The sequence below is a fragment of the Curtobacterium sp. AG1037 genome (genome assembly GCF_003349855.1).
Classification (GTDB): Bacteria; Actinomycetota; Actinomycetes; order Actinomycetales; family Microbacteriaceae; genus Curtobacterium; species Curtobacterium citreum.
Map to the genome: position 1 here is coordinate 163,222 of NZ_QQAO01000001.1, position 15,822 is coordinate 179,043.

20 protein-coding genes are annotated in these 15,822 nt (G+C 70.8%); 12 read left to right on the top strand and 8 right to left on the bottom strand.

Translation table 11 applies throughout. The features are described 5' to 3' along the window. Nucleotides 1-42 precede the first annotated feature (42 nt). The 3 genes from DEU32_RS00760 to ychF all read left to right on the top strand — a co-directional run bounded on the left by DEU32_RS00760 (nucleotide 43) and on the right by ychF (nucleotide 1,942). Nucleotides 43-597: a hypothetical protein gene (locus DEU32_RS00760; protein ID WP_114848933.1), complete on the top strand. Its 555-nt coding sequence runs from the start codon at nucleotides 43-45 to the stop codon at nucleotides 595-597. A gap of 9 nt (nucleotides 598-606) precedes the next feature. Then, nucleotides 607-807 carry a hypothetical protein gene (locus tag DEU32_RS00765; RefSeq protein ID WP_058741738.1) on the top strand — a complete coding sequence of 67 codons (201 nt, stop codon included), beginning with the start codon at nucleotides 607-609 and terminating at the stop codon, nucleotides 805-807. Between the two features lie 61 nt (nucleotides 808-868). Then, on the top strand, nucleotides 869-1,942 hold the full coding sequence (gene ychF, locus DEU32_RS00770) for a redox-regulated ATPase YchF (protein WP_114848934.1): 1,074 nt from the start codon (nucleotides 869-871) through the stop codon (nucleotides 1,940-1,942). A 33-nt stretch (nucleotides 1,943-1,975) separates the two neighbouring features. On the opposite strand, the gene DEU32_RS00775 is transcribed toward ychF, so the two are convergent. Beyond that, on the bottom strand, nucleotides 1,976-2,611 hold the full coding sequence (locus tag DEU32_RS00775) for a TetR family transcriptional regulator C-terminal domain-containing protein (protein WP_114848935.1): 636 nt from the start codon (nucleotides 2,609-2,611) through the stop codon (nucleotides 1,976-1,978). 108 nt (nucleotides 2,612-2,719) lie between these two features. On the opposite strand from DEU32_RS00775, the gene DEU32_RS00780 reads away from it, so the two are divergent. Continuing rightward, nucleotides 2,720-3,073, top strand: coding sequence for a hypothetical protein (locus DEU32_RS00780; RefSeq protein ID WP_058742759.1), 354 nt, complete (start codon nucleotides 2,720-2,722; stop codon nucleotides 3,071-3,073). A gap of 37 nt (nucleotides 3,074-3,110) precedes the next feature. Next, entirely contained in the window at nucleotides 3,111-3,572 is a 462-nt protein-coding gene (locus DEU32_RS00785; RefSeq protein ID WP_114848936.1) for a phage tail protein, read from the top strand. Nucleotides 3,573-3,579: 7 nt separating this feature from the next. Here DEU32_RS00785 and DEU32_RS00790 read toward each other — a convergent pair whose 3' ends face one another. Both DEU32_RS00790 and DEU32_RS00795 read right to left on the bottom strand, forming a co-directional pair. Next, nucleotides 3,580-3,954, bottom strand: a complete 375-nt coding sequence (locus tag DEU32_RS00790) for a hypothetical protein (protein WP_114848937.1) — start codon at nucleotides 3,952-3,954, stop codon at nucleotides 3,580-3,582. Beyond that, nucleotides 3,951-4,415, bottom strand: coding sequence for a helix-turn-helix domain-containing protein (locus DEU32_RS00795; protein ID WP_114848938.1), 465 nt, complete (start codon nucleotides 4,413-4,415; stop codon nucleotides 3,951-3,953). Before DEU32_RS00795 ends, DEU32_RS00790 begins: the two co-directional genes overlap by 4 nt. Before the next feature lie 115 nt (nucleotides 4,416-4,530). Between DEU32_RS00795 and DEU32_RS00800 the strand changes: the two genes are divergently transcribed. Further along, nucleotides 4,531-4,860 carry a hypothetical protein gene (locus tag DEU32_RS00800; RefSeq protein WP_114848939.1) on the top strand — a complete coding sequence of 110 codons (330 nt, stop codon included), beginning with the start codon at nucleotides 4,531-4,533 and terminating at the stop codon, nucleotides 4,858-4,860. Between the two features lie 195 nt (nucleotides 4,861-5,055). On the opposite strand, the gene DEU32_RS00805 is transcribed toward DEU32_RS00800, so the two are convergent. After that, complete coding sequence (locus DEU32_RS00805) at nucleotides 5,056-5,346, bottom strand: hypothetical protein (RefSeq protein WP_114848940.1); 291 nt, start codon at nucleotides 5,344-5,346, stop codon at nucleotides 5,056-5,058. 397 nt (nucleotides 5,347-5,743) lie between these two features. Here DEU32_RS00805 and DEU32_RS00810 point away from each other — a divergent pair, with 397 nt between their 5' ends. Together DEU32_RS00810 and DEU32_RS00815 are read left to right on the top strand one after the other, a co-directional pair. Continuing rightward, the gene (locus tag DEU32_RS00810; RefSeq protein WP_114848941.1) at nucleotides 5,744-6,526 is read left to right on the top strand and encodes a cohesin domain-containing protein; all 783 of its coding nucleotides are present in this window, start codon (nucleotides 5,744-5,746) and stop codon (nucleotides 6,524-6,526) included. Next, nucleotides 6,523-8,439 (top strand): amidase family protein, encoded by a 1,917-nt coding sequence (locus DEU32_RS00815; protein WP_258554737.1) that lies wholly within the window; start codon nucleotides 6,523-6,525, stop codon nucleotides 8,437-8,439. The genes DEU32_RS00810 and DEU32_RS00815 overlap by 4 nt, the downstream gene beginning before the upstream one ends. A 106-nt stretch (nucleotides 8,440-8,545) precedes the next feature. On the opposite strand, the gene DEU32_RS00820 is transcribed toward DEU32_RS00815, so the two are convergent. Then, entirely contained in the window at nucleotides 8,546-9,322 is a 777-nt protein-coding gene (locus DEU32_RS00820) for an isocitrate lyase/phosphoenolpyruvate mutase family protein (RefSeq protein ID WP_058741962.1), read from the bottom strand. A 156-nt stretch (nucleotides 9,323-9,478) separates the two neighbouring features. Between DEU32_RS00820 and DEU32_RS00825 the strand changes: the two genes are divergently transcribed. The 3 genes from DEU32_RS00825 (at nucleotide 9,479) to DEU32_RS00835 (ending at nucleotide 13,534) form a co-directional block, all read left to right on the top strand. Next, nucleotides 9,479-10,753 (top strand): hypothetical protein, encoded by a 1,275-nt coding sequence (locus DEU32_RS00825; RefSeq protein ID WP_229666760.1) that lies wholly within the window; start codon nucleotides 9,479-9,481, stop codon nucleotides 10,751-10,753. Between the two features lie 113 nt (nucleotides 10,754-10,866). Next, nucleotides 10,867-12,270 (top strand): DUF4041 domain-containing protein, encoded by a 1,404-nt coding sequence (locus tag DEU32_RS00830; protein WP_258554738.1) that lies wholly within the window; start codon nucleotides 10,867-10,869, stop codon nucleotides 12,268-12,270. 76 nt (nucleotides 12,271-12,346) lie between these two features. Beyond that, nucleotides 12,347-13,534 carry a MalY/PatB family protein gene (locus DEU32_RS00835; RefSeq protein ID WP_258554739.1) on the top strand — a complete coding sequence of 396 codons (1,188 nt, stop codon included), beginning with the start codon at nucleotides 12,347-12,349 and terminating at the stop codon, nucleotides 13,532-13,534. A 27-nt stretch (nucleotides 13,535-13,561) separates the two neighbouring features. Here the strand turns inward: DEU32_RS00835 and DEU32_RS00840 are convergent, their stop codons facing one another. From DEU32_RS00840 to DEU32_RS00850, 3 genes are read right to left on the bottom strand one after another with little or no spacing between them, the layout of a single operon-like run. Next, nucleotides 13,562-13,750, bottom strand: a complete 189-nt coding sequence (locus DEU32_RS00840; RefSeq protein ID WP_114848943.1) for a hypothetical protein — start codon at nucleotides 13,748-13,750, stop codon at nucleotides 13,562-13,564. Between the two features lie 17 nt (nucleotides 13,751-13,767). Next, nucleotides 13,768-14,292: a GNAT family N-acetyltransferase gene (locus DEU32_RS00845; RefSeq protein ID WP_114848944.1), complete on the bottom strand. Its 525-nt coding sequence runs from the start codon at nucleotides 14,290-14,292 to the stop codon at nucleotides 13,768-13,770. Nucleotides 14,293-14,317: 25 nt separating this feature from the next. Further along, entirely contained in the window at nucleotides 14,318-14,806 is a 489-nt protein-coding gene (locus DEU32_RS00850; protein ID WP_114848945.1) for a GNAT family N-acetyltransferase, read from the bottom strand. A gap of 68 nt (nucleotides 14,807-14,874) precedes the next feature. Between DEU32_RS00850 and DEU32_RS00855 the strand changes: the two genes are divergently transcribed. After that, the gene (locus DEU32_RS00855) at nucleotides 14,875-15,753 is read left to right on the top strand and encodes a LysR substrate-binding domain-containing protein (RefSeq protein ID WP_058741968.1); all 879 of its coding nucleotides are present in this window, start codon (nucleotides 14,875-14,877) and stop codon (nucleotides 15,751-15,753) included. The last annotated feature ends 69 nt before the right edge of the window (nucleotides 15,754-15,822 follow it).

Consider the following 15,822-nt stretch of genomic DNA (forward strand, 5'->3'; position numbering starts at 1 on the left):
GTGCCCTCGGCGTTGCGGCCACCGGGCGGTAGCGTCCGGAGCGTGACCGCGACCACCACGCCCCCGCTCGTCCTGCTGCTGCCCGGCGCCGGCTACGGCCGTCAGGCGCCGCTGCTGTGGTGGTCGCACGCGATAGCCGCCGGGTACGGCGCCGAGGTCGTCGCGCCCACCTGGGCGGTCGACGCCGCCGCGAAGGCCGACCCGGTCGCGTTCGTCGAGGGCGCCATCGTGACTGCGCTCGACGGCCGCATGCCCGACCTGGTCGTCGCGAAGTCCTTCGGCTCGTACGCGCTCCCGTGGGTGGTCCGCCACGGCGTCGACGGCGTCTGGCTGACCCCTGTCCTCACCGACGGCACGGTGGCCGCCGCCCTCGCTGGATGCGGCTCTGGATCCCTCGCGGTCGGCGGCTCCGCCGACCCGCTCTGGGTGCCGTCCGCGGTCGGCACGACCCGTGCCGGGCTGCACACCGTCGACGGGGCCGACCACGCGCTCGAGGTGACCGGTGACTGGCGACGCTCGCAGCGCCTCCAGTCCGACGTCCTGGAACTCGTGGACCGCCGGATCCGCACCCTGGCGTCCGGAGGCGACCCGTCGTAGATTCAGCGCATGGGGGAGTCTGACGGCATCGACGAGCTGCTGGCGCGCGCCCGACGCGTCGAGGCGGAACCGCGGACCGCGCGACGCGCGGTGGGTCTCGGGACGGCGCTCGTCGCGAGCGGGGTCACCATTGCGGTGATCGTCTCGGGGACGGCGTACGGACTCTGGATCACCTTCTGGGGGCTCCTCATGTCCGCTTGGCCGTCCTGACCGACCGGCCTGGAGGATCGGGGTCGGCTCCGGCGGGCGGCCGCCGGTAGGCTGTCCTCCCGTGGCTCTCACCATCGGAATCGTCGGTCTCCCGAACGTCGGCAAGTCGACCCTGTTCAACGCCCTGACCAAGAACCAGGTCCTCGCCGCGAACTACCCCTTCGCGACGATCGAACCGAACGTCGGCGTGGTGAACCTGCCCGACCCGCGGCTCGACCAGCTCGCGACGCTCTTCGGGTCCGAGAAGACCGTGCCCGCGCCGGTGTCGTTCGTCGACATCGCCGGCATCGTCAAGGGCGCCAGCGAGGGGGAGGGGCTCGGCAACAAGTTCCTCGCGAACATCCGCGAGGCCGACGCCATCGCGCAGGTCGTCCGCGGCTTCACCGACGACGACGTCGTGCACGTGGCGAACAAGGTCTCGCCGAAGGACGACCTCGAGGTCATCAACACCGAGCTGATCCTCGCCGATCTCGAGACCATCGAGAAGGCGCTGCCCCGGTACGAGAAGATCGTCAAGCTCAAGCAGGCCGAGCCGATCGTGCTCGAGACCGCGCGCGCCGCGAAGGAGATCCTCGAGCAGGGCACGCTGCTGTCCGCCGCGACGATCGACCTCGCGCCGATCGCCGAACTCGGGCTGCTCTCGGCCAAGCCGTTCATCTTCGTCTTCAACGTCGACGAGGCGATCCTGACCGACGAGTCCCGGAAGGCCGAGCTCGCCGCGCTCGTCGCCCCCGCGCAGGCCGTGTTCCTCGACGCCCAGGTCGAGTCGGAGCTGATCGACCTCGACCCCGCCGACGCCGCCGAGCTGCTGGAGTCCACCGGGCAGACCGAGTCCGGGCTCGACCAGCTCGCGCGCATCGGCTTCGACACCCTCGGGCTGCAGACCTACCTGACGGCCGGGCCGAAGGAGTCGCGGGCGTGGACGATCGGCAAGGGGTGGAAGGCGCCCCAGGCTGCCGGCGTGATCCACACCGACTTCGAGAAGGGCTTCATCAAGGCCGAGGTCATCTCGTTCGAGGACCTCATGGCGACCGGCTCGATCGCCGAGGCGCGCGCTGCGGGCAAGGCCCGGATCGAGGGCAAGGACTACGTCATGCAGGACGGCGACGTGGTGGAGTTCCGCTTCAACAACTGATCGAGCGGGCGACCTGGGTGCGGTTGCGCGGGGTCAGACCGTCTCGAGCGCGTCCAGGTCCCACACCGGCGGCACGTACGCGCGTGACCACCCCTCGCGCAGCCGGGTGACCGCCCGGTCGAACGACTCGAGCAGGTCCATCTCCGGCCGGACCATCGACTGCAGCTGCAGTCCCTCGTAGGTCGCGAGCAGCTGCTCGGCGCCCCGCGCGGGCTCCATGGTGTCCGGCTCGCGCCCGACCTCGACGTCGTGCTGCAGCGCCTGCTGCACGAACGCGTGGAAGCGCCGCCACCGCACGTACAGCATCGGTGCGAGCGGGTGGTGCGGCGTCGCGGCGATGTTGAGCGTGGACGTCAGGAAGCGCATGAGCGACGGATCGGCCACGTTCGCTCCGACGATCGCGCGCAGGAACACGACGGCGCCGCTGCGCTCCGCGATCGGCATGAGCGGCAGGGTCCGTTGCTCGTTCCACTGGTCGATCGTCGCGAGCAGGAGCCCGTCCCAGGTGGGGAACACCTCGGTCACGACGTCGATCGGGTGGCCTGCCTCCGTCGCGACGTGCTCGAACGCGACCTCGTGCAGGGCGCGCACGCGGAGCACGCGGATCATCGCCCCGACCACCTCGACTCGGAGGCGCGCGGCAGCATCGGCGGGGGCGACGGAGAGCATGTCACCAGTCCACCCGGTGCCCGTCCGTGGAGCCACCCCCAGAACAGGCCGGGCCCGAGTGGGGGACGAACCTGGGGGAGCCCGGATGCGGAGGCGTTGGATGGTGGCATGAAGTACGTGGTCTACGGAGACAACCGGGTGATGACCGGCACTGCGATCGCCGAAGCGGTGCTCGCCTACGCCGCTGCGCTCGGTGAGAACGGGACGACGGACATCGTCGAGATCCCGAGTGCCGACGCCGAGGGGTTCAGCACGACCGCCGAGGTGCTGCTCGGCCCGGCGTCGCAGATCATGGTCGAGGACGCACCCGACGACGAGCTCGAGCCGGAGGACGAGGACCTGGTCAACGAGCTGGTCCGTCGCACGGCCGCGGTCGGTGGGGGACGCTTCGCCGACGCCGCCTCGTCGCACTCCGACGAGCCCGAGGCGCGGAAGCTCCGCACGCAGCCGCCCACCCCCTGACCTGCCCCGGCGGGCGCCGTTCCGCTACGGTGTCGCCATGTCGTACGTCGTCGACTTCGTCACCGTCTCCACCGAGGGCCTGGAGTCCTCACCGCACGCCGAGGCCCTCGCGGGGCTCCGGGCGAACGAGGCGCGGTACTTCCGGAACAAGTACGACCACGTGTTCACGACGCAGCCGGCGGCAGAGGTGCCCGAGCTCGTCGAGTACGTCGCCCGGATCCTGCGCGAGGAGCGGGGCATCGAGATCGCGTCGCCCGTGCTCGAGGCGACGCAGTTCGAGGTCGAGGGACTCCGGTGGACCTACGTGTTCCACGAGTCGGGGCTGTCGATCAACGTCCTCTACGCTCTCGAGCCCGGCGGGAAACGGGCGGTCGGCTTCAAGCTCTCCGACGGCATGGACGAGCCCGAGGAATTGAGCGCGTTCAAGTTCGCGCGGCAGCGGTCGAAGCTCGCCGGGACGATCCGCGGCTCGTACTTCGTCATCAAGAACGAGTACTGACCCGACGTCAGCCGACGACTGCCAGGATGACGGCCGGGATCCGGTGCTCCACGACGTCCCAGACGATCTCTTTCCTCGCACGCCGGTCGTCGTGCGACAAGATGTTCCGAGTCCGGCGCACTGCTGCCAACGAGAGATCCGCCGGGAGCACCGCGAGCCGGTCGTCCGGAAGACGTCCCAGCAGATCATCGAAGTAGATGACGACGGCTTCGGCGGCGCGGTAGGTCAGGCTGCGTGCTTCGTCGAACTCCGAGCGGCCGCGGTCGACGATCATGGAACACTCCGCGAGCAGGTCCAACAGGCCGTCGCGGACGGCGGGCCAGCGATCCAGGTCCGCCGCGTGCGGATCTCTCGGACGCGGACGGAACCGTTCGTCGCTCACAACGGCACCGCCTCGTCGAGCACGTGCCGGAACGCGTCGTCACCGTCGAGGTCGTCGGTGAGCAGGTCGGTCGTGAACCCGGTGATGGTCTCGACCTCGTGGGCGAACCCACCGAGATCGAACAACGAGGCTGCAGGAGTCAGGGACACCAACAGGTCGATGTCGCTGTCCTCGTGGTCCTGACCGCGCACAGCGGAACCGAACACACGGACGTTCGTCAGGTGATGCCGCTCGGCGGCGCGCAGGATGTCGTCCGCGTACACCGCGAGCGGGATGCTCGGACGGACGCGGGCTGCGCGCAGTAGACGCTGCAGCGTCTCGTCGCGCGGATGCTGGCGAGCACTCTCGTAGGCGGAGATCGTCGGCTGCTGCATCCCGGCAGCCGAGGCGAGCGCGCTCTGCGACATGCCGACGTCCTCGCGCGCGGCACGAAGGAGGTCAGCGGCGCGGTCGGTGCGCATCAGGCCGTCCCCATAGCCCCGGACTGTACCGGTCCCCGCTGGCCGGGGAACGCAGAGTCCGAACGGCCTCGCACACCGTTCACCTACCGTCGACAGGGACAGAGCGGGAGGGCACGTGAAGTACATCCACTACGACGCCAACCTGATCCTGACGGGGGACCTGATCGCCGACGCGGTCGTCGACTACGCAGCAGTGCTCGGCGCGAACGCCCGGACGGACGCGATCACGGTGCCGATCGTCGGCGACGACGGTTCGGTCTCCACCGCGCTCGTGCTCATCGGGCCGGCGAGTGAGCTCACGGTCACCGTGGCGCCGGACGACGAACTCGAGCCCGAGGACCCGGCGTTCATCCGCCGGCTCCGCGACGCCGCTCGGCGCGCTGGCCCCGCGGTCCCGGTGAACGCCGACGACCGTGCGCACTTCCGCGGCGCTGACGACCGCTGACCGGGAGCCAGACACGCGCAGCCCACTCGATGGAGCAGAAGACGTCGGGCGTCCCGCCAGGACTCGACGGTTGCTGCTCCATCGACGGGCAGGCGGGCAGGCGGGCAGGCAGTCTGACGGAGAAGGGCACCGAGCCCCGACACGACGAACGCCGCCGGCACGGAGCCGGCGGCGTTCGGTGTCGAGCGGGTGCGGTCAGGCCGCGAGGGCCAGTTCGCCCTGGTGGACGGACCCGGCGAGCAGGATGGTCCGGCTCGCCTCGCCCCGCCAGGAGCGTCCGGGGACGGTCCAGGCGGCCTCGCCGTCGACGGCCACGCGGGCGTCACGGGTGACGAAGGTCCGGAGGTCGTCGGCCGGGATGCGGACGAGGTACTCGCGCTGCGAGCGGTCCTCGCGCACCGGGAACTCGGCGATGCGGTCGGGGGTGATCACGGGCGCCGCGAGTGCGGTCCCGGAGATGGTGATGCGGTCGATGGTGCTGGTCATGGTGGTGCGGTACTTCCTGGTCGTTCGGCGCCAGGGGCTCCCGGTGTCGGCGCGGACATCCCAGTCCGGCCCGACGCATCGGGGCGTGGCGCGCACGTCGTGTCTCGACGTGCAGCTCGTCCGTTCGGATCGAGCGGTGGTCTCGGTGGAATGCGATCCGGCGGATCGGTGTCGAGACGGTTCGGTGTGCGCGAGTCAGATGGGTTCGCTGCAGTGCACCAACAAGAAACTATACGTCAGGTGGTGCGGAACGTCCAGCAAGATCCCACGACCGCGCTCGGTGGGCACGACGTAACGCCGACGAAACGCCCCGCGCCCGTCCGCGAAACAGCACGTCGTTAGCGTGCAGCTCACTGAGTACCCGCTCAGTCGTCCCGCACCCGAAGGGCCTGCCTGCATGCAGCACCGAACCCTCCGGTGTCCCCGCGCCACGGTCGTCTCCGCGACGATCGCCGCTGCCGGGGCCATCGGCCTCAGCCTCCTCGTCGCCGCACCGGCGTCGGCGGCTCCGACCGCGTCCACCGTCCGCGTCGCGGCTCCGACGGCCGCGACCGTCGGTCAGCCGTTCGACCTCGACGTCACGATCCCGGCCACCACGGACGTCTACGCGTACGAGATCACCCTCGACGCCGACCCCGACGCGGTGTCGCTCGTCGACGACAGCGTCACCGGCCCGGACGGCGGCTTCGACCGCGCCGACCAGGACGCTGACGCGATCACGATCGTCCACACCCGGCTCGGCACCTCGCCGGCGCTGAGCGGTGACCTCGACGCCGGGGTGTCCCTCACGCCCGAGGCCGCCGGCGAGACGACCCTCACGGTCACGCGCCTCGTGCTCGTCGGATCGGACGGGTCGACCACGACCCTCGCCGACCCGGCCTCCGCCTCGGTCGCCGTCGCCGGGCCCTCGCCCAGCACGCCCCCGACGAGCGGCCCGACCGCCGGTGCCGACCCCACCGGCACCCCGACCAGCGAGCCGTCCGGCAGCGCCACGACGCCTGCCGGGGTCACGCCCGTCGGTACCGACGGCGGCCGACCGACCGGCGGCGCGCTGGCCTGGACCGGCGCCGACGTCCTGCCGTGGGCGGCCGCGTCGCTGGCACTCCTCGGCCTCGGTGCCGCCCTGTTCACCGTGCGCGCCCGTCGTGCACGCCGCGAGCGCGAGGGAGCCGCCGCATGACCACCACCGACAGCAAGCAGGCAGCCACCACCGACAGCAAGCGGGCAGCCACCGTCGGCAGCAAGCAGGCAGCACGGACCTCCCGGACGCGCACCGCCGCGTCCGGCGTCGCCCTGATCGCCCTCGTCGGCACGGCGCTCGCCGCCGCGCCCGCCCTCACCGCCACCGCCGCGCCGACGGTCGATGCGAGCCCCGCCGCGATGCTCGCGCCGTACTACACGCAGCTCGACCTGACCGGCGACGACCAGGTCACCCGTGACGACGTGGCACTCCTCACCGCCCACCTCGGTGCGACGAGCAGCACCGACCCCGACTGGTCGACGGTCGCGGCGGCGGACACCGACCAGGACGGCACGATCACCGTCGCCGACGTCGCCGCGCTCTCGCAGCGGATGATCTACGACGACGGCCCGTTCCAGCTCGTCGAGGCGTCGACGATCGACATGCAGGCCGCGATGAACGCCGGGGTCACCACCTCGGCCGCCATCACGCAGGAGTACCTCGACCGGATCGCCGCCTACGACCGCACCAAGGTCGACCCGGCGTCGACCGGCCGCCCGCTCAACTCGATCATCACGACGAACGCCGCCGCGCTGACCGTCGCGAAGGCCGCCGACGCCGAGCGTGCCGCGCACGGCATGACGAGCATGCTCCTCGGGGTCCCGATCGCCGTGAAGGACAACTACGACACCAAGGACATGCCGACCACCGGTGGCTGCGGCTGCTGGGACGGCAACCAGACCACCACCGACGCGACCATGGTCGCCGGGCTCCGGGACGCCGGCGCGGTGATCCTCGCGAAGGCCAGCCTGGACGAGTTCGCCTACGGCTTCGTGTCGGAGTTCTCGGCCGGCCAGCCGGCTGGCTCCTCGCTCCTCGTCGCGAGCCCGTACGTCACCGCGCAGAGCGCCGGTGGCTCGAGCGGCGGCACCGGCGCGGCGATCGCGGCGAACCTCGCCGGCATCGGGTTCGGCACCGACACCGGCGGATCGATCCGCATCCCGTCGACCTACAACCAGCTGGTCGGCATCCGCCCGACCGTCGGCCTGACCAGCCGCGACGGGATCATCCCGCTCGCGCTGTCGCAGGACACCGGCGGGCCGATCGCCCGCTCCGTGACCGACGCCGCGGTGGCCCTCGACGCCGTCACGGGCGTGGACGCCGCCGACCCGGCGACGAGCGCGCAAGTCGGCAAGGTGCCCACGTCGTACACCGCGTCGCTCGACCCGACCGCGCTGCAGGGCGCCCGGATCGGCTACGTCACGAGCATGGTCGGCACGAACGCGACGACGAAGCGACTCTTCGACCAGTCGGTCGCCGAGCTGCAGGCCGCCGGCGCGACCGTCGTCCCGATCACCGCGACGACGGGCTTCAACCGCGTACTCTCCGAGGGGAGCGGCAGCACGAACGAGTTCAAGCACGACCTGGACGAGTACGTGGCGAAGCACCTCGACCCCGACGTGAGTGCGCGGTCGCTGCAGGGCATCCTCGACTCCGGCAGGTACGTCCCGAGCCGGAAGGCGACCTACGAGTCGCGGAACGCGGTCACCGACGCGCAGTACCAGGCGTGGGCGGGTCCGAGCGGTTCGCACACGACGCAGCTCGCGACCGGCAAGCAGCTCGTCACGCAGATGCTGCAGGACCAGGACCTCGACGCCCTCGTGTACCCGTCCGGGACGCCGTACGGCACCCAGTCGACGAACATGCGGCTCAGCCCGAACACCGGCATGCCGGCGATCACCGTTCCGATGGGCCAGGCCACGGCAGCGGACGGCACCGTCACCGGCGGCGGCGTGAACCTCGAGTTCCTCGGCCGTTCGTTCGACGAGGCCACGGTCATCGGACTCGGCTACGCCTTCGAGCAGGCGACGCACGCGCGCACCACACCGGCCCTCTACGGGCCGGTCGGCTGACCGGGAGCGGCCGTCGGTCGGTCGCGACGCGACCCCACACCGGACGGGAGGCGCGGCACCAGCTGGTGTCGCGCCTCCCGTCCGTCACGTGGCCGGGTGGTGACCGTCAGTTGAGGACGGGGGTGTCCTCGGGGACCACGCCGCCGCCGTAGAGGTCGGTCGCCAGGTCGCGGAGCGCGCGCAGCGCGACGCGCTGCGTGAGCGGGCCGTAGGAGATGCGTGCGACGCCGAGTTCCTGGTACTCGGCGGCGGGCAGGGCGCCCGGCAGGCCGATGACCGAGAGCTTGCCGCGTCCGAGGCCCGCGACGAGTCGCTCGACCACGTCGCGCTGGATCGCGCCGGGGACGAACACGAGCGCCGCGCCGTTGTCCAGGAAGGCCTTGCCGCGGGCGATCGCGTCCTCGATGCTCTCGTCGATCGGGCGGTCTCCACCGCGGGCGATCGCGTCCGTGCGGGCGTTGAGCTGGAAGTCGATGCCCTCGGCCTGGGCGGCGGCGGTGATCGCGGCGACGCGGGCCACGGCCTCGTCGAAGGGGCGGAGCCGGTCCTCGACGTTCGCGCCGACGATGCCCGCGCCGATCGCCCGCCGGATCGTCTCGGCCGGGTCCTCGTAGCCGTCGTCGAGGTCTGCGGTCACCGGCAGGTCGGTCGCGCTCGCGATCGTCGCGGCGCCGGCGAGGGCGACGTCGAGGGGCATCCCGCCGTCGTCGTAGCCGTGGCTCGCGGCGATCGAGTGCCCGGCGGTCGCGATCGCCTTCGTCTCCGGCAGGTCGCTGACGACCTTGGCGCTGATCGCGTCCCACACGTTCACGACGCGGAGGATCTCGGGGGCTTCGTGCAGCTGCTTGAGGGTGGTCGCCTTGTCGGCGGTGCTCGTGCTCATGCCCCGAACCTACGGGCGGGACGGCGAGCGTGTCCGTGAGGCGCGTCAGCCCCGAAGGCGGGGAATCTCGGTGTCGTCGGCACGCCCTACGATTCTCCGAGGATCACTCGCCAGACTCATGCCCGATCAGTGGCTGATCGGCGCTGAACGAGAGGGATGACCTTGGCACGTAGACGCGGTTTCTTCGCGGAGATCCAGCACCAGCAGCGGCTCGCGGATCAGCGCGCAGCTCGCGCCCGGCGGGAACGTGCTGCCGCGCTTGCAGCCGTGGAACGTTCTCGCGTCCAGGTCGAGCGAGCTCGTGCACAGGCCGCCCGATCGGCGGCGGCATCCGCCCGGGCGACCGAAGCAGAGCGCAAGCGCGCCGAACGCGAAGCGCAGGCCGCCTACGCGGAGGCCCGCAAGGCTGAGGCTGATGACCAGAACGAAGCGCTCAGGCTGACGAACGAATCGATCGCGAATCTCCTCTCGGCAACGCTCGAGGTCGACGACTACGTCGACCTCGAGCAACTGAAGCGAACGGCCGAGCATCCGCCGTTCCCGCACCCGGATCTCGAAGCGCCGATTCCTCGCCCGATGCCTCTGGCTCTCCCGCCGGCACCGATGTGGCAAGAGCCGCCCGCTCCGAAGGGTCTGTTCGGAAAGCGGAAGAAGCACGAAGAGCTGAAGCAGGAAGCGTGGGCTACCTTCCAAGCGAATGGAGCCGAGTGGGAGCGTCTCCGCGATTCTCTTCCTGGGCGACAAGCAGAGGCGGACCGACAGTACGAAGGCCTCGAGCAGCGGCGCCGTGACCAGCTCGCTGCGGAGCGACGTCGCTACGAAGCGGCGTGCAACGTCCGCCAGCGCGATGTCGACGAGCACAACGCGGAGATCGATGCCCTCATCGCGGGGCTCGGGTACGGCGTACCCGAGGCCGTCCAGGAGTACCTCGACATCGTCCTCGCGAACTCGATCTACCCGGAAGACTTCGAGGTGCGGCATGAAGCGTCCTTCGACGCCGCTTCGAGCGAGGCGCGCATCCGCGCCGTCGTGCCGGCACCTGAGACGATCCCGACCGTCAAGGCTTACCGCTGGGTGAAGGCGTCGGACGAGATCGTCGGCTCTCCGCTCACCAAGAAGGATCAGACGGAGCGGTACGGGGACGCACTCGCGCAAGTCGCCCTCCGCACGCTCCACGAGGTGTTCGAGGCTGACCGCCGCGGTATCGTTCAGTCGATCTCGCTCGAGGTCGGACCCGCCACCAAGGATCCGGCGACCGGGCTCGACCGGTTCTTCCCCCTGGTGGCCGTCGGAGCCTCGCGGGAGCACTTCACCGGATTCGACCTTTCGGCAGTCGTGCCGTCCTCGACACTGCAGCACCTCGGTGCTGCGATCTCGAAGAACCCGTTGTCGCTCAGTGTCGTCGATCCTGGCGGGGTGCGCCGATCATGAGTACTCGACGGTTCAACCCGCCTCCGTCGTGGCCGCCGGTGCCGGCGGGATGGGAACCGCCGACATCGTGGGTGCCTCCCTCTGACTGGCCAGCGCTTCCGGCCGGATGGTCGTTGTGGATCGAGGACGAGCCGATCGATCCGGTGTTCGCTTCCGAGGACGTGCCGCCGCCGACTACGGACGCAACGGCTTCATCACCCGTCGCCGACTCACAGCTGACGGTGACGGAGATCGAACGCGACGGTGTCGTGTTCGTCGTCCTTCCGGTAGGGAGGGGAGCGGGATCCCCGGTCGTGACGATCCCGCGTTCGTCCTGGACTGGAGGCAGCGGTGACCGGCCGACGGTCGAGCCGTCCGAGGTGCAAGACCGTGCGATCGGCAGCCGGTCGACCGAACGTGCCGTCGTGGATCCTCGGGATCAGCGGATCGCGTCGCTCGAAGCTGAGGTGCTGCGACTTCGCAGCAGCACGACGGCGCCGTCGAACGGCGCGGTTCCCCTCGATGATCAGCAGGTCCTGCAGTCAGTCGGGATCTACCGGTACCACCACCCGCTGGAGAACGCAGTCGCTTACAAAGATCGTCTGACCGTCATCGAAGCGGAGATCGCGGCGCTCGTCCGCGAGGGACGAGCGATCGAGCGGTCGAACATGTTCACGTTCGACAACTCGCTCGCCAAGGGGCGGAAGATGAGTGACGATCTCTCCAAGCTCATGCTCCGCGCGTACAACGCCGAAGCAGACAACGCGGTTCGGTCCCTGCGCGCCGGGAACGTCGAAACCGCCAAACGACGGCTTGAGAAGTCACGAGAGGCCATCGCACGACTGGGAGCGATGATGGAGATGCGCATCGCGGCCGAGTACCACGACCTCCGCGTTGAAGAGGTCGAGTTGACGTCGGACTGGCTCATGCGGAAGCAAGAGGAGCGGGAACTCGAGCGAGACGAGCGTGCCCGACTGCGTGAGGAGAAACGCGTCCAGCAGGAACTCGAGGCAGAACGCGAGCGCCTCGACAAGGAACGCGCACTGATCGAGCAGACGATCGAGCGCCTGCGTGAGAACGGCGAGGTGGACGCAGTACTCGAAGCCCGCCTCGGTCAGATCGACGCCGCAATCCAGCAGAACGACTTCCGTGCGGCGAACATCCGAGCGGGGTACGTCTACGTCATCTCCAATCGCGGCGCCTTCGGATCCGATGTCGTCAAGATCGGGCTCACTCGGAGGCTCGAGCCCTCCGATCGAGTGAACGAGCTCGGAGGTGCTTCGGTCCCGTTCCGATTCGACGTGCACACCATCTACTTCTCCGAGGACGCTGTGTCCCTCGAGACCGAGCTGCACCGACACTTCGCCTCTCGCGCGCTCAACCAGGCGAACCCGCGCAAGGAGTTCTTCTTCGCGACTCCGGCAGAGGTTCGCGAGGTGCTCATGCAGAAGGTGGGCGCCCTTCTCGAGTTCCGGGAGGACGCAGAGGCGACCGAATACCTGCAGTCTGTCGGGGCGTGGCCGGTGCGGGCAGCCTGATGAAGTGACCACCCCTGCGACGCGGGATGACGGTCGGACTCGCACCGTGCCTCCTCTCCGATGCATGCTGATACGCATGGCTGACGACGAACAGGACCCGGTCGGCTCGCTCCGCGGGGTCCGCACGAGCATCAAGTGGACGCGGTACGCGCCCGACGTGCTGCCCCTGTTCGTCGCGGAGATGGACCACGACGTCGCACCGGCGATCCGGCAGGCGCTGATCGAGCGGGTGCAGCAGTCCGACCTCGGGTACCTGGACGGACCGGGGCCGCTCGCGCCCGCGTTCGCGCAGTTCGCCCGCGAGCGGTGGGGCTGGGACGTCGACCCGGCACGCGTGCACCTGGCGACGGACGTCAGCGTCGGGATCGTCGAGTCGCTGCGTCTCGCGCTGCCCGACGGTGGGCGCGTCGCCATCACGCCGCCGGTGTACCCGCCGTTCTTCGAGCTCGTCGAAGAAGCGCGATGTCAGGTCGAGGAGGTGCCGCTCGCCGAGCAGTGGGGCGTCTACCGGCTCGACCTCGAGGGGCTCGAACGGGCGTTCGCCGACGGGGTCCGCGTCTTCCTGCTCTGCAACCCGCACAACCCGATGGGTCTGGTGCACGACCGGGCCGACCTGGTGGCGCTCGCCGAACTCGCCGCGCGGCACGACGTGCTCGTCATCAGCGACGAGATCCACGCGCCGCTGACGCACCCCGGAGTCCGCTTCACCCCGTTCGCGATGGTCGCCGAGGCCGCGGGTGCCCGCAGCGTCTGCGTGACGAGTGCGAGCAAGGGGTGGAACCTCGCGGGGGTGAAGTGCTCGGTGATCGTGGCGGGGGACGACCGGACCGAGGCGCTCCTCGACACGCTGTGGGAGGAAGTGGCCTGCCGGACGAGCATCCTGGGCCTGCACGCGAACCTCGCGGCGTTCACGCTCGCGACGGACTGGCTCGACGACGTCGTCGCCCGGATCGTGGCGAACGAGCGGCTGCTCGGGTCGCTGCTCGCCGAGCACCTGCCCGGGGTCGTCTACACGCGCCCGCGGGCCGGGTACCTGGCGTGGCTGGACTTCCGCGGGATCGGCCTGGGCGACGACCCGGCGGTGCCGCTGCGCGAGAACGCCTACGTGGCGCTGAACTCGGGACTCGGGTTCGGGTCGCAGGGGCGGGGGTTCGCGCGGCTCAACCTGGCCTGCTCACCGGAGACCCTGCGCGAGGCGGTGTTCCGCATCGCGGCGGCGTACCCGTCGAGTGCGCAGGAGGGGTTGGTCTGGCACGTGGCGTGAGGGCCGCGCGCGTCCGACGCCGTGGGATCAGTCGTCGACGTACTGGTTGCGCCCGACGACGCGGATTCGCAGGTCGTCGGTGCGGTCCATGGCGAGGAACTCCCGTGCGACAGGCCCGACGGACGACCAGCGCAGGACCTCGGTGATCGGGGTCCCCTCGATGAACACCTGCCACACGCCGCGCTCGCGGACGGCCTGCACCTCGTACGTCGCCATGCCGCGAGCGTACCGGCTCAGCGCAGACGCTTCTCGTACCAGCGCATGGTCGGGACGGTCCCGTCCGGCTTCGCCCAGTCCGCAGGGGAACGGTGGGTCAACCGCCAGCCGCGGCGTTCGTACAGCCGCCACGCGCCTGGGGTCTCCTCGGTCACGTCGAGCCGGAGGGTCGGCACGTCGGCGTCGGCGTCGACGTCGGTGGCGGCTTCGGTCGTCGCCTTGGCTGCGGCTGTGGCTGCGGCTGCGGCGGCCGCTTCGGCGGTCGCGAGGAGGGCGTCGGCGATCCCGAGCCCGCGGTGGTCCCGGTGCACGACGAGCCGGGTGACCAGCGGGGCCGCGTCCGGGTCCGGAGCGGCCAGCCCGACGTGCCCGACCACGCTGCCGGACGACCACGCGGTCCACGCGACGAGGTGCCCGGGCGGCGTCAGCCACGACGCGGGGTCGTCGGGCCAGCGCGCCGGGTAGCCGTCTTCTCGGTGCGTGCGCCGGAGTAGCTCGACCAGGAGCTCCAGGTCGTCGTCGCGGCGCGGTCGGATGTGCACGACCGCGACGCTACCGGGCCGGGGGTCACACCAGGTCGAGCACCATGTGCACGTCGGCGCGGGCGTAGGGGCTCGGGGTGACCTCGTCGTGTTCGAGGTGCCGGAAGCCGAACGCCTCGTACAGGTGCACCGCGTTCGCCAGGCTGCTGGCGCTCTCGAGTGCCACGCGCTGGGAACCCAGTGCCCGCGCGCGGTCCAGGGCTGTGGCGATGAGCTTCCGGCCGGTGCCGTGCCCCTGGTGCTCGGGCGACACCGCCATCTTGACGAGCTCGTACACGCGCTCGCCGACGGGCATCAGGCCGACGCAGCCGATCACCTCGTCGTCCAGGCGGGCGACGAACACCGCACCGCCGGGTTCGACGATGCGGCCGACCGGGTCGCCGAGGATCGCCCGGTCCTCGTCCTCGAGCGTGAAGTACCGCTCGATCCACGCCTCGTTGAGGGTCCGGAACGCGGTGGCGTCGGCGGGGGAGTCGAGTTCGGCGATGGTCAGGGTGGGCGTCGCTTCGGGCATGCCTCCATCCTCGGCGGGCGATGCAGTCACGTCCAATACTCGTTCGTGCACATCGATAACCTGACTGCATGGATGTCGACCTCCGTCAGCTGCGCGCCTTCCTGGCCGTCGCGGACGAACTGCACTTCGGTCGGGCAGCGTCCCGACTGCGGCTCGCGCAGCCCGCCCTGTCGCAGCAGATCCGGCGCACCGAACGCGACCTCGGTGTCGACCTGTTCGTCCGGACCTCGCGCAGTGTGGCGCTGACGCCGGCGGGTCACGTGCTGCAGGGTCGGGCGAGGTCGCTCCTCGACCAGGTGGAGCGCGACCTGGACGAGGTCGTCCGGGTCGGTCGGGGTGAGGCCGGTCGGCTCGACGTCGGGTTCGTCGTCTCGGCGCTGCCCCTCGGGCCGATCGAGCGAGTCCAGGCGTTCCGGCAGCGGTACCCGCTCGTCCGCGTCGAGCTGTCCGAGGGCTACTCGTCGACGCTCCTCGCCCGGATCGTCCGCGGCGAGCTGGACCTCGCCGTCCTGCGGGATCCCGACCCGACGCCCGCCGTTCGCTTCCGGCCCTTCCGGTCCGAACCCTTCGTGGCCGCGGTCCCGCGCGGACACCGGCTCGCGGACCGGAAGGCGATCCGCGGCGCGGAGCTCGTGGACGACCCGTTCGTCTTCTTCCCCGCCGTCGCCGGTTCGGTCGCGACCGAGCGGAACCTCGCGCCCGTCGTCGTCGAGGGGCGCCGGCCGCGGGTCGTGCAGGAGGCGACGACCTGGGCGACCGTACTCCACCTGGTCGGCGCGGGGCTCGGGGTCACGGTCGCGCCGGAGAGCGCCACGCTCGCCGCGCCGGACACGGTCGTGCTGCTCCCGCTGCGGGACGATCCGCACCGGAGCGAACTGGTGTGGGCCGTCCGGGCCGACGACGACCGCGAGATCCTCCGCAACTTCATCGCCGCGACGGAGCCCTGACCCGCGCGGTGCGCTGCCGAACCCGCACGGCGCCCGATGCCCGGGGGTCCGGATCGAACCAGGCACCCG

What these genes read in the sequence shown, in the direction of transcription:
- DEU32_RS00775 (WP_114848935.1), bottom strand. Translation starts at nt 2,611, where the DNA reads ATGCTCTCCGTCGCCCCCGCCGATGCTGCCGCGCGCCTCCGAGTCGAG.
- DEU32_RS00785 (WP_114848936.1), top strand. Translation starts at nt 3,111, where the DNA reads ATGTCGTACGTCGTCGACTTCGTCACCGTCTCCACCGAGGGCCTGGAG.
- DEU32_RS00825 (WP_229666760.1), top strand. Translation starts at nt 9,479, where the DNA reads ATGACCTTGGCACGTAGACGCGGTTTCTTCGCGGAGATCCAGCACCAG.
- DEU32_RS00805 (WP_114848940.1), bottom strand. Translation starts at nt 5,346, where the DNA reads ATGACCAGCACCATCGACCGCATCACCATCTCCGGGACCGCACTCGCG.
- DEU32_RS00855 (WP_058741968.1), top strand. Translation starts at nt 14,875, where the DNA reads ATGGATGTCGACCTCCGTCAGCTGCGCGCCTTCCTGGCCGTCGCGGAC.
- DEU32_RS00840 (WP_114848943.1), bottom strand. Translation starts at nt 13,750, where the DNA reads ATGGCGACGTACGAGGTGCAGGCCGTCCGCGAGCGCGGCGTGTGGCAG.
- DEU32_RS00810 (WP_114848941.1), top strand. Translation starts at nt 5,744, where the DNA reads ATGCAGCACCGAACCCTCCGGTGTCCCCGCGCCACGGTCGTCTCCGCG.
- DEU32_RS00765 (WP_058741738.1), top strand. Translation starts at nt 607, where the DNA reads ATGGGGGAGTCTGACGGCATCGACGAGCTGCTGGCGCGCGCCCGACGC.
- DEU32_RS00795 (WP_114848938.1), bottom strand. Translation starts at nt 4,415, where the DNA reads ATGCGCACCGACCGCGCCGCTGACCTCCTTCGTGCCGCGCGCGAGGAC.
- DEU32_RS00780 (WP_058742759.1), top strand. Translation starts at nt 2,720, where the DNA reads ATGAAGTACGTGGTCTACGGAGACAACCGGGTGATGACCGGCACTGCG.
- DEU32_RS00850 (WP_114848945.1), bottom strand. Translation starts at nt 14,806, where the DNA reads ATGCCCGAAGCGACGCCCACCCTGACCATCGCCGAACTCGACTCCCCC.
- DEU32_RS00820 (WP_058741962.1), bottom strand. Translation starts at nt 9,322, where the DNA reads ATGAGCACGAGCACCGCCGACAAGGCGACCACCCTCAAGCAGCTGCAC.
- DEU32_RS00815 (WP_258554737.1), top strand. Translation starts at nt 6,523, where the DNA reads ATGACCACCACCGACAGCAAGCAGGCAGCCACCACCGACAGCAAGCGG.
- DEU32_RS00835 (WP_258554739.1), top strand. Translation starts at nt 12,347, where the DNA reads ATGGCTGACGACGAACAGGACCCGGTCGGCTCGCTCCGCGGGGTCCGC.